The organism is Streptococcus mitis SK564 (genome assembly GCF_000148525.1).
Lineage (GTDB): Bacteria > Bacillota > Bacilli > Lactobacillales > Streptococcaceae > Streptococcus > Streptococcus mitis_H.
The window spans coordinates 18,959-31,821 of record NZ_AEDU01000014.1; the positions used below are offsets into that span (position 1 = coordinate 18,959).

The window sequence follows — 12,863 nt, forward strand, 5'->3', positions numbered from 1 at the left end:
TTCTCACTTTCTACAATAACTTCTTCTGTTCAAGATTTTTTCTAGTTGAGCTTGGTTCAGCTTGACCAAACTGTTCTGCTAGACGCTGACTCCAGCTTGTGGTCGCACGCGCCCCAGCATAGTCAGCCTGTACACGGTCATAAGCTTGGATTGCCTCAGTTGACTGTTCTTTATATTCTTCCTCAAAGACAACATTCTCTAGTGGCAGTCTCGGTTTCACATCATGATGTTGATTTGGCACACCTAGTGCCATCCCAAAGACAGGATAAGTATAGTCAGGCAGTTTAAAGAGCTCTGCCACTTCTGCCGACTTGTACCGCACCAAGCCAATAATGACACCACCATAGCCCAAGCTTTCAGCTGCCAACAGAGCATTTTGACCAGCAAGAGCCGCATCGACTGAACTAATCAAGAGACCTTCTACACCTTGGGGTTGGAAGGTGTCGGTATGAAGTCGGACTCCCTTTTCTGCTCGGTTCAAATCTCCGACAAAGAGAAAGAAAACAGCTGACTGGCGAATGGCTTCTTGAGGCACCAATTCATACAGGGCATCTTTCTTCTCTTGACTTCGTACCACAATCACAGAGTAGGATTGGAAATTCTTCCAAGACGAGGCCATCTGAGCTGCTGTCAGGATTTCAGTCAAGTCTTCCTGAGGAAGGGCTTGCTCTTTAAACCTGCGCACTGAAGTATGAGCCTTCATTAACTTGATTGTTTCTGTCATCGACGGTTTACTCCTTCTAAACGAGTCTCCTCAGCCAAATAACGGATGCGTTCCATGACACGTCTGGCTTCCCAGGTTTCATTATTTCCTTGCTTCCCTTTAGCGAAATGCAGCTCCAATTCTTCAAAGTTGAAGTTGGAGGTGAAAAAGGTCGGTAAATTTTCCTGCATCCGATATTGGAGAATGACTTGTAGGATTTCATCCCGCACCCAAGCTGTTGATTGCTCAGCACCAATATCATCTAAAATCAGGACTTCAGAAAGCTTAATCTCATCCACCAAGGTCTTGACATTACCATCACCGATAGCATTTTTGACATCGATGACAAAACTAGGATAGTGGAGAAGAGTGGAGGAAACACCACGTTTTTCTGATAAATCATGGGCTAAGGCAGCCACCATGAAACTTTTACCCACACCAAAGTCTCCATATAAGTAAAGACCTTTTCGAATAGCTGGATATTGCTCCACGAATGCTAATAGCTTTTCAAAAACTGGCAAGCGACCCAAATCATCCAAGTCTACTTGAGCTAAACTAGCTTTCCTGAGACTGGCTGGCAGATTGATTAACTTGAGACGGTTCTTAATAGCCGCTTCTTTTTCCGCTGCGATTAGTTCAGGAGTTTCTTCATAAGAAACATCCGCATAGCCATGATTCATAACCAAAATCGGCTTGTAGCCTTTGGCGATATAATCCGTATCACAACGAAGAAACTTATCACGCTCGGTGATGTACTGATTAAACTTGGAGATACTGCGATTCAATTCCTCTGGGCTGAGGGATTCTTGCTGGATAAAGGCCGCAACATCAGGATCCTTCATGATTTTCTGGACCAAATCTTGATAATGAAAACGGCTGGGTTGACGTTTGAGTACGTCTCCGACACTTTCCATCTAATCTCCTCCTTTTTCTAATCGAGCTAATAGTTCTTGTTTCTTACGTTCTAGTTCCAGACGAGTTTCCTCACTGGTTTCATTCTTATAATCTGGATTGCTCCACTTGGGTATATTGGACTTGGTAGGACTGGAGTTACTGCTTTTTTGAGCCTGATTCTTCTGCCCTCTCTCACGGATGCGCAGGACTGCTTCTTCTGCCGAATGAATCTTTTGATAGGCGTAATCATTGGCTACTTTCATGGCATATTTCTCATTGATGTTTGCCGAATCCACCTTATTAAAGGTCAACAAGAGAATGATATTGATGACTTCGTCCAGCAAGCCCAAGCCAGCCATCTGTTGCAATAGTTCTCTTTCTGTTTGGGTAATGGTTCCCTTACGTGTTTGCTTGATTTCTGCCAAGAACTGCAGGGCAGTCTTACTTTTAGCTTCTTTGATAATAGTCGTTTCCTTAGGACTAAAGTCAGAGGAAATCGGTTTTTGAGCAATTTTTTCACGCATGCGTTTGGTTGAAATAACCTGGGAAACAGCTGTTGACTTGGCCAATTGATAGGTTTCAAACCAAGTCCACTTCTTTTCCTCAGCAATGGCAAAGAGATTTAAGACATCGGACTGCTCATCCGCAAAGCGAAGCCCATCTCTGGCCATAAGCTGACGAAAATGTTCTAAGTCAAAATCGTTGGCCACTTTCTTCTTGAGACCAAGGTCTTCTTGACTTCCTAGTTCTGCCAAATCTGGAAAGACTTGATTGAGTGAGACAGGTATTTCTTCTCCATCAGCACTTTCAACTTTCAAATCCTCCACAGCTGCATCGCCAATCTTTTTCTCCAAAAGTCTACGATACACAGGATGCACCAAGAAGTCCTGACTCGAAAGAGGAGCATGGATGGCTAGCTGATAGGTATCACCCTTTTGATAGAGTGTCAAGAGATTGAAAGCAGATAGGATTTTCAAAGATTTTAAAAGTCTGTCCATCCCAAAATTGAGATGATTGAGAATGCTTGAAAAGAGGTATTCCTTTCTACCATTATCCCAAAAACTGATTGTATAAAGATAAAGGCTCAGTGCCTCCTGACCGATAATCGGGAGGTAGCACTGTACCAGAGATGAGGTATCTTGCGACACCCGATTATTCTTTAGATAAGAAAAACGGTCAATTGGCTTCATTTATCTTTCCTTTTTCTTTTTAGAGGACTGGGTGATTTGTTGGAGCAAGCTCTCTAGCTCACTGACATCCTTAAAACTACGATAGACACTGGCAAAACGCACATAGGTAATCTCATCTAACTCAGCCAACTCCTCCATGACGAGTGAACCAATGTCCTCACTTTGAATTTCATTTTCATTTCGACCACGGAGTTTCTGTTCGATACGATTGACTACCATGTTGATTTCATCACTTGACACAGGACGTTTCTGGGCTGAGCGGATAATCCCATTAAAGATTTTATCTCTAGAGAATTGTTCCCGTGTGCCATCTTTTTTAACAACCACTAAGGTTCTTTCTTCTACCCGTTCGTAGGTTGTAAAACGGTGTTGGCATTCGTCGCACTCACGTCTTCTACGAATAGTGTTCCCTTCTTCTGCTTGGCGACTATCGATAACACTTGACTTGGTAGCCCCACATTTTGGACAACGCATCCTTTCCCTCCTTATCGTTTTCTTTTCATTATACCATTTTTTAAACGATTCCCAAAACAATTCTTCTTTTTGCTTGACAAGTTTTTTGTTTTGTTGTATTATTTAATTAAGACAAAAAGATAAAAGAAAGGAGACCAAGATGTCCTGGACATTTGACAATAAAAAACCCATTTATTTACAGATTATGGAGAAAATCAAGCTTCAGATTGTTTCCCATACACTGGAACCCAATCAACAACTTCCGACCGTGAGAGAGCTAGCTAGCGAGGCAGGGGTCAATCCAAACACCATCCAAAGAGCCTTGTCAGACCTTGAACGAGAAGGCTTTGTCTACAGCAAGCGCACAACTGGACGATTTGTGACTGAAGATAAGGAGCTAATCGCCCAATCACGCAAACAATTATCGGAAGAAGAATTGGAACACTTCGTTTCCTCCATGACCCATTTTGGCTATGAAAAAGAAGAACTACCAGGCGTAGTCGGCGATTATATTAAAGGAGTTTAAGCCTATGTCATTACTAGCATTTGAAAATGTATCCAAATCATATGGAGCAACACCAGCCCTTGAAAATGTTTCCCTTGAGATCCCAGCTGGAAAAATCGTTGGTCTTCTTGGGCCAAATGGCTCAGGGAAAACAACATTGATTAAACTAATCAATGGCCTCTTACAACCAGATCAAGGACGTGTCCTTATCAACGACATGGACCCAAGCCCAGCAACCAAGGCCATCGTGGCTTATTTGCCGGATACGACCTATCTCAATGAACAAATGAAGGTCAAAGAAGCCCTAACCTACTTCAAGACCTTCTATAAAGATTTCAATCTTGAACGTGCCCATCATTTACTTGCAGACCTGGGCATTGATGAAAATAGTCGTCTCAAGAAACTATCAAAAGGAAACAAGGAAAAGGTACAACTGATTTTGGTTATGAGCCGTGATGCCCGCCTCTACGTTTTAGACGAACCCATTGGTGGGGTGGATCCAGCAGCCCGTGAGTATATCCTCAATACCATTATCAATAACTACTCACCAACTTCTACCGTTTTAATTTCTACCCACTTGATTTCTGATATCGAGCCAATCTTGGATGAAATTGTCTTCCTTAAGGACGGAAAAGTCGTTCGTCAAGGAAATGTAGATGACATTCGCTATGAGTCAGGTGAATCCATTGACCAACTCTTCCGTCAGGAATTTAAGGCTTAAGCAAAGGAGATTATTTATGTTTTGGAATTTAATTCGCTACGAATTTAAAAATGTTAACAAGTGGTATTTAGCCCTCTACGCAGCCGTGCTAGTCCTTTCTGCTCTTATCGGACTACAGACACAAACTTATAACAATCTACCTGTCAAAGAAAGTCAACCTACTATGCTACTTTTTCTAGCCCTCGTCTTTGGTGGCTTGATGATTACACTTGGGATTTCAACTCTTTTCTTAATCATTAAACGCTTTAAAGGTAGTGTCTATGACCGACAAGGCTATCTGACCTTGACCTTGCCAGTTTCTGAACACTATATCATCACAGCCAAATTAGTCGGAGCCTTCATCTGGTCTATACTTAGCTCGGCTATACTGGCTCTAAGTGCTTTTGTTATTTTGACCTTAACAGCTCCAAATTGGTTTGCAACTTCTGACTTGATTCCACTTGCAGGAACATACCTTCCTCAACTCTCTCTTATGGGGGTATCCTTCCTACTAAATACCATTTCAGAAATCCTCTGCATCTACTTAGCCATTTCCATTGGACAACTTTTCAACGAATACCGTACTGCACTTGCTGTTGTAGCCTACATTGGTATCAAAATCGTCATTGGATTTATTGAACTTTTCTTCAATACCAGTGCTAACTTCTATGTCAATTCACTTGCAGGATTTAATGATAATTTCTATATGGGAGCAAGCGTAGGCATTGTTGAAGAACTCATTTTCATAGCTATCTTTTACCTCGGAACCTACTACATCTTGAGAAACAAGGTTAATTTGCAATAGTTTTAAAGTCTAGCGACAATAACTCGCTAGACTTTTTTCGTTCTCAGGACTTACATTTCTATATGAAGTATTTAATAAAAAGGAGTATAATGACTTTAAAACTGATTACATGTATATCGATAAGGAGGTCAACTCTTTATGCTGAAAAGATTTGTTACTAAGAAACACCTCTTACTTTACTTCTTTTCTATTGCCATTACTTGGCTGGAAGCGATTATCACGCCAGCCCTTGTTCAGAATATTGTTGCTAGTTTTACCAATCAAGAGCTAGGCCTTCTTTGGAAAGTTTTGATTCTAGGAATCCTTGGAAACCTCATTCTCTTACTAGGCTTGGCTGGGAAACGTTATTACTATGCCCGTTTGATTACTGATTTCAAATATGGAATCAAGAGTGCTATTTTCAAGCGATTTTTAAACAGTTATGAGATTGATGAAAAGGATATTTTGTCTAACCTAGAAAACGACGTCAAGCAACTAGAAGAAAGCTATATCGAACCAACCGTCATCATCATTTCTTCTCTGGGTTTTACCACTGTGTCTATTCTCTATGCCCTGTGGACCAATTTTTACCTGGGCTTGATTTTCATCCTCTTCTACTCCTTTCCTGTCCTCTGCAGTGCTATCGGATCAAAGCGTTTGGATTCACTTTCTGAAAAGCGGTCCACTGTTAACCATAGCTACTTAGCAAGCTTGACAAATTTTATTGGTGGTAGCCAACGAATTCGCCATTATCAGGGGCAAGACTACTTTTTTGCTCGCTACCAAAAGCAATTACAAACCAGTCTAGATACCGAAATTAACTATGAAAAACAACGCACTTTAAACAGTCTCTTGATCAATAGCATCGATGCCTTTTGTTCTGTCACACCAATCGTCATCGGTGGCTTTATGACCTACTATAATTATTTAGATGCGGCGAGTTTTGTGGCCATCTATCTAGTTTCCCATAATATCGGCTATCAATTCCAAGAGTTGGCTTACTTTACCAACACCCGAAAAGCGAATCGAACTCTTCTCAACAAATACCAAAAACTCCTGAACCAGTCTGACTCCATCTCGCCTAGAAGCATAGAAAACATTTTTCCTATCCAACTTAACAGCATCTCCTTAGAAAAAGATGGGAATATCCTCTTATCTCCGATTTCCATACACATCAAGCAAGGAGAAAAAATCGCCATTATCGGGGAAAGTTGCTCTGGTAAAACAACCCTGCTCAATATCATTCATGGAGAAGAGACACCAACAAGTGGACAGATTAGCTTTGCTGGTCAAAACCTATCACGTCAAGATATCACGGGCATTAGCTCCTATATCCTCCAAGATAGCCATTACTTTGACACGCTATCTCTGGACGACAATATCCTTCTAGGACTGGATAAAAAGGAGGAACGTTTAACTTACATCCTCAAAAAAACAGGATTAGAACATTTGAAAAATCGAACGCTCAGAAATGATAGTCTATCTGGTGGCGAGAAACAACGCCTAGAAATCGCTCGCGCCCTCTACCATGATAGCCAACTCATCTTAGCAGATGAGATTAAGGCCAATCTTGACTCGGAAAATAGCAGAAAAATTAGCGACTTACTCTTCTCCCTACCTCAAACAGTCATTGAAGTCATTCACCACTACACAGAAGAAGACTTAAAACACTATGACCAAGTCATTCACTTAAGCAGAGAAAAGTAATAGTCTATAACATACGATTTTAAAAAGCAAGGAACCCAAATTCCTTGCTTTTTAACTCAATATCAAACTGGCTACGATAGGGCTGACAAAGACATAGAGAATACCGGTAACACCGATAGCCAAACCACCCATGGCTCCTGCTACAGAGCCGTATCGGAAGGCTGTTCCCGTTCCAACTGCGTGGCCTGTTCCTCCAAGGGAAAGACCAACAGCTACTGGGTCGTCAATTTTCAACCACTTCAAAAGGGTTGGACCGATGACACTGGTTAAAATCCCAGTCGCCACTACAACCACCAAGGTCACGGTCGTCAGACCTTGCAATTTTTCTGTAATCCCAACTGCCATGGCGGTTGTTACTGACTTGGGAAAGAGAGAAATGGCTAGGAAAAAGTCCATGCCAAAAATCTTAGCTACAAGGGCCGTGAAAGAGGTATTGACAACTACTGCTAGCAAACTACCTAAGAGAATACTCCGAGCATGGTGCTTCATCAAGTGAAAACTCTTATAAAGCGGAATCCCTAGAGCCACGGTCGATGGGACAATCAAGTTGTTCAGATAAACTCCACCTTGGTAGTAATCTTGGTAAGAAATACCTGTCAGCTTTAGAAAGATGATAATAAAAACAGCTGACAAAAGCAAGGGCGTTGTCAATGGATGGGGAAAACGTCTGTAAATCAGCATTCCCACTAGATAGGCTAAGATAGACAGGGCCAGCCCAAACAGGGGATTGGAAACAAATTCACTCATTTGGCATCTCCTTTCTCATAATCTCCCTCAAACCGTCGTTTGATGAACTGAACTACCAAGGCTATGAGGATAATATTGATGACTGCTGCAAAAAAGACAATCAAAACAATGGGTAAAAGATAGGGAGCAATCACATCAAACTTTTCCATGATTCCCACTGCTGGTGGCAAAAAGAGAATGGTCATATTGGCCAGCAAGAAATTCCCCACCATATTGACATGCCTAGTTCTCAGCCACTTGAATTGTAGGGCTAGAAAGAGAATAATCAAACCGATAATACTGCCTGGGATAGGCAAATGAAAGAAACTGGAAATTCCCTCTCCGATTAGAGAAATCACAAAGAGAATCATTAATTGAACATATAATTTCATCCTATACTCCACGAAATAGACTTCTTGCATACCAGTTTACTCTTTTTTCAGAAAATTTCAAGGAAATACACAAGGGATAATGAAAATTAGAAAAGAAAGGGGATACAAACAATTCTTGACTTGTGAAAACAGGCATGATTTAGGATAAAATATTCCAGCGTCCTTCTTGTCAGCATTCTTGAAAAGTAGTATAATTATTGCATGCGCAATCATCTTGTGATGCAGAGACTGTCCGTGAATGGACCTTCTTCTATCTATAACTCTAAAAAGAAAGGAGATACTATGACCTATTTGGAAAAATGGTTTGACTTCAATCGTCGTCAGAAAGAAATTGAAAGTCTCTTGGAAGAGACTATTGCCCAGCAGAGCGAGCAAAGTCTGACCTTGAAAGAGTTCTACCTCCTCTACTATCTGAACTTGGCCCAAGAAAAATCTCTACGACAGATTGACCTGCCAGATAAACTTCATCTGAGCCCGAGCGCTGTTTCTCGGATGGTGGCTCGCTTGGAAGCCAAAAATTGCGGTCTACTTAGTCGCAGGTGCTGCGATCAAGATAGGCGTTCTAGCTTTATCTGCCTGACAAGTGATGGGCAAAAGACACTGGCCTCTCTACAAAAGGCTGTCGAAGAAAGCTTGGAAACTGGTTTGGATTTCTTAATTTAAGATGATTTTTAAAAAAAGTTGCGTGCGCAATCATTTTTCTTGACATTCTCTTTTACAAGGAGTAAAATAAAGTCATCATTAAACAAAGGAGTTTTTTAAATGATTGAAATTACCTATCTAGATGCCAGCAAGAATGAAAGAACTATAACGTTCGAATCTTATGACGACTTTGATCGTTCACAACAAGCTTGCCTTATCGGCGTCGCAGACTACTACCCTGTTCAAAAATTGACTTACAACGGTCATGATTTGGACTACCATGGAACTTACGGAGATATCTTCTTCTATCTCAAGAAACAAGATTTAAGCCAATATAACTAAAAAAGGAGAAATACAATGGCAAAAGCAATTACAGATGCAACATTCGAACAAGAAACAAAAGACGGTTTGGTCTTGGTAGACTTCTGGGCAACTTGGTGTGGTCCATGTCGTATGCAAGGTCCAATCTTGGACAAATTGTCTGAAGAACTTTCAGAAGATGTTTTGAAAATCGTTAAAATGGACGTTGATGAAAATCCAAACACAGCTCGTGCTTTTGGAATCATGTCTATTCCAACACTTCTCTTCAAAAAAGACGGCCAAGTGGTGAAACAAGTTGCTGGTGTTCACACAGCAGAACAAATCAAGGCCATCGTTGCTGAATTGAGCTAATCACACGAGAGACCAAGTACTTGCTTTGGTCTCTTTTTTCTTGCCCTTTGCCATTTTTCAAAAAATATGCTAGACTATAGGTAGAATATTACGATGTTTGGGACACGCCATCGCTAAAAAAAACCTCGATTTGGTATTTTTTAGCTCCCTCATGGGAGCTTTTTGCGTGCTCTAAACATTTCCCATTTTGGAAGGAGTACTATGAAACGTCAATCAGCCTTGGTCGTCTTTAGTGGCGGTCAAGATTCTACAACCTGCCTCTTTTGGGCTAAAGAACACTATGAAACAGTCGAAGCCGTTACCTTTGCCTACGGTCAACGCCATCATCTCGAAATTCAAGTCGCTAGAGAAATTGCTAAGGAGCAGGGTATTCGTCATCACATCCTAGATATGTCTCTGCTGGGGCAAATCACTGAAAATGCCTTGACCTCTGATATGGAGATTGAGCAAAAAGAGGGAGAGGTTCCCAATACCTTCGTTGATGGTCGTAATCACCTCTTTCTATCCTTTGCGGCAGTCCTTGCTAAGCAACGGGGCATTAAAGATATCGTGACAGGTGTCTGCGAGACAGACTTCTCAGGCTACCCCGATTGTCGAGATGTCTTTGTCAAATCCCTTAATGTTACCCTCAACCTTGCCATGGATTACGACTTCGTTATCCAAACACCTCTCATGTGGCTAGACAAAGCTGAAACTTGGGAATTAGCCGACCAACTCGGTGCCTTTGACTATGTTCGTGAAAATACCTTAACCTGCTACAACGGAATTATCGGGAGCGGCTGTGGAGATTGCCCAGCCTGCCACCTACGTCAACATGGGTTAGATGTTTATCTCTCACAGAAAGGAGAGGACTAATGTTTTTTGCACCCAAAGAAATCAAACAGGAAACCGGGGAGTCTCTTGTCTACAATCCTCACAGAACCTTGGTATCAAAAGAGTTTACCTTCGATGCTGCCCACCACCTCTTTCACTATGAGGGAAAATGCAAATCCCTTCATGGTCACACCTATCATCTGCAGATTGCTGTCAGTGGATTTTTAGATGAACGTGGCATGGCCTACGATTTCGGAGATATCAAAGCTATCTACAAGAACTACTTAGAGCCCCACCTGGATCATCGCTATCTCAATGAGACTTTGCCTTATATGAACACGACTGCTGAAAATATGGTTTACTGGATTTTCCAAACCATGAACCAAGAGTTGCCAGACGAACGTGGTCTCCGTTTGGAATACGTTCGCCTCTATGAGACTCCGACTGCCTTTGCAGAGTTTAGACGGGAGTGGTTAGATGACTAGGGAACGTGTCCTTAAACTACCAGTTCTGGAAATTTTCGGCCCAACCTTTCAAGGTGAAGGTCGTGCTATCGGGCAGAAAACCATGTTTGTCCGCACTGCTGGTTGTGACTACCACTGCGATTGGTGCGATTCTGCCTTTACTTGGGATGGCTCAGAAAAACCAACTCGCATGACAGCTGACGAGGTCATTGCTGCCTTGGATAAACTAGGAAGCTACGACTATGTCACCCTATCTGGGGGAAATCCTGCTATCCTAGCAGCCAACATGGCCGAATTGGTCACCAAACTCAAGGAACGCGGTGTCACTCTGGCTGTTGAAACTCAAGGCTCCCGCTGGCAAAATTGGTTGAAAGACATCGACCAGGTCACTCTGAGTCCCAAACCTCCTTCATCCAAGATGGAAGTCAACTTTGAGACCTTGGACTTTATCGTTTCCCAACTGGATCCAGATAAGGTCACCTTTAAAATCCCTGTCTTTGATGATGCAGATTTAGCCTTTGCTAAAGGAATACAAGAACGCTACCAACCAGATGTCCTCTTCTTATCTGCAGGAAATCCTGAGCCCAAGGCCACAGGCAATATTATCCAAGACCAACTGGACCGCCTCAAAGAACTCTGGGAACGTATCGCTGCCGACGATAGCTGGGGCAATGTCCGCGTCCTTCCTCAACTCCATACCCTCCTCTACGATAACCAACGTGGTGTTTAAAATTAGAAAGAAAAAATCATGTCACAACAAGAAGAAATGAAAAACCTAAGCCTACTAGGCAACAAAGAAACCAACTACATTTTCGAATATCAACCAGAAGTCCTCGAATCCTTTGACAATCGTCATGTGGAAAATGACTATTTTATCAAATTTAACTGCCCTGAATTTACCTCCCTTTGCCCTATTACCGCTCAGCCAGACTTTGCGACGATTTATATTTCCTACATTCCTGACAAGCTCTGTGTCGAGTCAAAATCCCTCAAACTCTACCTCTTTAGCTACCGAAACCACGGAGATTTCCACGAAAACTGTATCAACACCATTGGGAAAGACTTGGTTAACTTGCTAGATCCTCGCTATTTAGAAGTCTGGGGAAAATTCACTCCACGCGGTGGCATCTCAATCGACCCCTACTACAACTACGGTAAGCCAGGAACTAAGTATGAAGGCTTGGCAGAACAACGCCTCTTCCAACACGACCTTTATCCAGAGAAAATTGACAACCGCTAAACTCATACTCAATGAAAATCAAAAAGCAAACTAGGAAGCTAGCCGCAAGTTGCTCAAAGCACTGCTTTGAAGTTGTAGATAAGACTGACGAAGTCAGCTCAAAGCACTGCTTTGAGGTTGTAGATGAAACTGACGAAGTCAGCTCAAAACACTGTTTTGAGGTTGCAGATAAAACTGACGTGGTTTGAAGAGATTTTCGAAGAGTATCATACGAAAAAGCCCTGTTCCTCGAGATGAGGAGCAAGGCTTTTTGAGTTTCAATCATTCTTCTGTTCCAAGGAAGTTTTTTGCAACAAGAGCTGCAAGAACCCCACCAACGATTGGTGCAAGGATGAAAATCCAAACTTGTTGAAGGGCTGCGCCACCTACCAAGACAGCTGGTGCCAAACTACGAGCTGGGTTTACTGAAAGTCCAGTAATATTCAACCCCACAAGAATCATCGCCATCAAGGACAAACCGATTACCAAACCAGCAATCGCGCCATTTCCCTTGCTTTCTGAAGTAACAGTCATGATAACCAAAACAAACAAGAAGGTTGCGATGACTTCAAACAAGAAACCACCAAAGACAGTGACACCGTTTGCCAAGGCATTTTCACCAAGACTAGCAGTTGACATCCCTGAGTTAGCCAAGAGGAAGAAGACAGCGCCAGAAGCAATAAAAGCTCCAACAACCTGACCAAGGATGTAGTTGACAAGGTCTTTTGATGACAAACGTTTGTTTACAAACATAGCGATCGAAACAGCTGGATTCAAGTGAGCACCTGAAACAGTTCCGATTGAGTAGGCTGCGACTACGATTGCCAGACCAAAGGCAAAGGCGATTCCAAGGTGACCAAGGCCATCAAGACCATTTCCAAAAACAACAGCTCCTGTCCCGATGAACACAAGCAGGAACGTACCGATTAACTCAGCAACAAATTTTTTCATTTTCTTTCTCCTTTTTTCAAAAACTAGATACTAGTCTATCAAAAGAGG

19 protein-coding genes are annotated in these 12,863 nt (G+C 42.1%); 12 read left to right on the forward strand and 7 right to left on the reverse strand.

Going from position 1 to position 12,863, the window contains the following annotated elements:
* Positions 1-10: 10 nt before the first annotated feature.
* From SMSK564_RS0102395 to nrdR, 4 genes are read right to left on the reverse strand one after another with little or no spacing between them, the layout of a single operon-like run.
* A complete protein-coding gene (locus tag SMSK564_RS0102395) occupies positions 11-724 on the reverse strand; it encodes an NADPH-dependent oxidoreductase (protein ID WP_000140819.1) in 714 nt (237 codons plus the stop codon).
* Entirely contained in the window at positions 721-1,617 is an 897-nt protein-coding gene (gene dnaI, locus SMSK564_RS07560; RefSeq protein WP_000446499.1) for a primosomal protein DnaI, read from the reverse strand. The genes SMSK564_RS0102395 and dnaI overlap by 4 nt, the downstream gene beginning before the upstream one ends.
* Entirely contained in the window at positions 1,618-2,787 is a 1,170-nt protein-coding gene (locus SMSK564_RS07565; protein WP_000802416.1) for a DnaD domain protein, read from the reverse strand. It abuts the gene before it with no gap.
* The gene (gene nrdR / locus SMSK564_RS07570) at positions 2,788-3,261 is read right to left on the reverse strand and encodes a transcriptional regulator NrdR (protein ID WP_001203672.1); all 474 of its coding nucleotides are present in this window, start codon (positions 3,259-3,261) and stop codon (positions 2,788-2,790) included. It abuts the gene before it with no gap.
* Between the two features lie 139 nt (positions 3,262-3,400).
* Between nrdR and SMSK564_RS07575 the strand changes: the two genes are divergently transcribed.
* The 4 genes from SMSK564_RS07575 to gggC all read left to right on the forward strand — a co-directional run bounded on the left by SMSK564_RS07575 (position 3,401) and on the right by gggC (position 6,936).
* On the forward strand, positions 3,401-3,766 hold the full coding sequence (locus SMSK564_RS07575) for a GntR family transcriptional regulator (protein WP_000119149.1): 366 nt from the start codon (positions 3,401-3,403) through the stop codon (positions 3,764-3,766).
* Positions 3,767-3,770: 4 nt separating this feature from the next.
* Positions 3,771-4,466, forward strand: coding sequence for an ABC transporter ATP-binding protein (locus tag SMSK564_RS07580; RefSeq protein WP_000054205.1), 696 nt, complete (start codon positions 3,771-3,773; stop codon positions 4,464-4,466).
* A 16-nt stretch (positions 4,467-4,482) separates the two neighbouring features.
* Positions 4,483-5,250, forward strand: a complete 768-nt coding sequence (locus SMSK564_RS07585) for a hypothetical protein (RefSeq protein ID WP_000498732.1) — start codon at positions 4,483-4,485, stop codon at positions 5,248-5,250.
* A gap of 138 nt (positions 5,251-5,388) precedes the next feature.
* The gene (gene gggC / locus SMSK564_RS07590; RefSeq protein WP_000919331.1) at positions 5,389-6,936 is read left to right on the forward strand and encodes a streptosactin export ABC transporter GggC; all 1,548 of its coding nucleotides are present in this window, start codon (positions 5,389-5,391) and stop codon (positions 6,934-6,936) included.
* Between the two features lie 51 nt (positions 6,937-6,987).
* On the opposite strand, the gene SMSK564_RS07595 is transcribed toward gggC, so the two are convergent.
* Together SMSK564_RS07595 and SMSK564_RS07600 are read right to left on the reverse strand one after the other, a co-directional pair.
* Entirely contained in the window at positions 6,988-7,683 is a 696-nt protein-coding gene (locus SMSK564_RS07595) for an LrgB family protein (protein WP_001288949.1), read from the reverse strand.
* Entirely contained in the window at positions 7,680-8,054 is a 375-nt protein-coding gene (locus SMSK564_RS07600; RefSeq protein WP_000781325.1) for a CidA/LrgA family protein, read from the reverse strand. Before SMSK564_RS07600 ends, SMSK564_RS07595 begins: the two co-directional genes overlap by 4 nt.
* A gap of 282 nt (positions 8,055-8,336) precedes the next feature.
* On the opposite strand from SMSK564_RS07600, the gene SMSK564_RS07605 reads away from it, so the two are divergent.
* The 8 genes from SMSK564_RS07605 (at position 8,337) to SMSK564_RS13675 (ending at position 12,073) form a co-directional block, all read left to right on the forward strand.
* The gene (locus SMSK564_RS07605; protein WP_000221635.1) at positions 8,337-8,717 is read left to right on the forward strand and encodes a MarR family winged helix-turn-helix transcriptional regulator; all 381 of its coding nucleotides are present in this window, start codon (positions 8,337-8,339) and stop codon (positions 8,715-8,717) included.
* 99 nt (positions 8,718-8,816) lie between these two features.
* Positions 8,817-9,038, forward strand: a complete 222-nt coding sequence (locus tag SMSK564_RS07610) for a DUF4649 family protein (RefSeq protein WP_000570248.1) — start codon at positions 8,817-8,819, stop codon at positions 9,036-9,038.
* A 15-nt stretch (positions 9,039-9,053) separates the two neighbouring features.
* Entirely contained in the window at positions 9,054-9,368 is a 315-nt protein-coding gene (gene trxA / locus SMSK564_RS07615; protein ID WP_001029581.1) for a thioredoxin, read from the forward strand.
* Between the two features lie 201 nt (positions 9,369-9,569).
* The gene (gene queC, locus SMSK564_RS07620; protein WP_000828774.1) at positions 9,570-10,223 is read left to right on the forward strand and encodes a 7-cyano-7-deazaguanine synthase QueC; all 654 of its coding nucleotides are present in this window, start codon (positions 9,570-9,572) and stop codon (positions 10,221-10,223) included.
* Positions 10,223-10,666 (forward strand): 6-carboxytetrahydropterin synthase QueD, encoded by a 444-nt coding sequence (gene queD / locus SMSK564_RS07625; protein WP_000464567.1) that lies wholly within the window; start codon positions 10,223-10,225, stop codon positions 10,664-10,666. The genes queC and queD overlap by 1 nt, the downstream gene beginning before the upstream one ends.
* The gene (gene queE, locus SMSK564_RS07630) at positions 10,659-11,375 is read left to right on the forward strand and encodes a 7-carboxy-7-deazaguanine synthase QueE (protein WP_000196461.1); all 717 of its coding nucleotides are present in this window, start codon (positions 10,659-10,661) and stop codon (positions 11,373-11,375) included. The genes queD and queE overlap by 8 nt, the downstream gene beginning before the upstream one ends.
* Before the next feature lie 18 nt (positions 11,376-11,393).
* Positions 11,394-11,885 carry a preQ(1) synthase gene (gene queF, locus SMSK564_RS07635; protein WP_000082587.1) on the forward strand — a complete coding sequence of 164 codons (492 nt, stop codon included), beginning with the start codon at positions 11,394-11,396 and terminating at the stop codon, positions 11,883-11,885.
* 11 nt (positions 11,886-11,896) lie between these two features.
* Complete coding sequence (locus SMSK564_RS13675; RefSeq protein WP_025170903.1) at positions 11,897-12,073, forward strand: hypothetical protein; 177 nt, start codon at positions 11,897-11,899, stop codon at positions 12,071-12,073.
* A 73-nt stretch (positions 12,074-12,146) separates the two neighbouring features.
* Here SMSK564_RS13675 and SMSK564_RS07640 read toward each other — a convergent pair whose 3' ends face one another.
* Positions 12,147-12,815: an MIP/aquaporin family protein gene (locus SMSK564_RS07640; RefSeq protein ID WP_000714810.1), complete on the reverse strand. Its 669-nt coding sequence runs from the start codon at positions 12,813-12,815 to the stop codon at positions 12,147-12,149.
* Positions 12,816-12,863 lie beyond the last annotated feature (48 nt).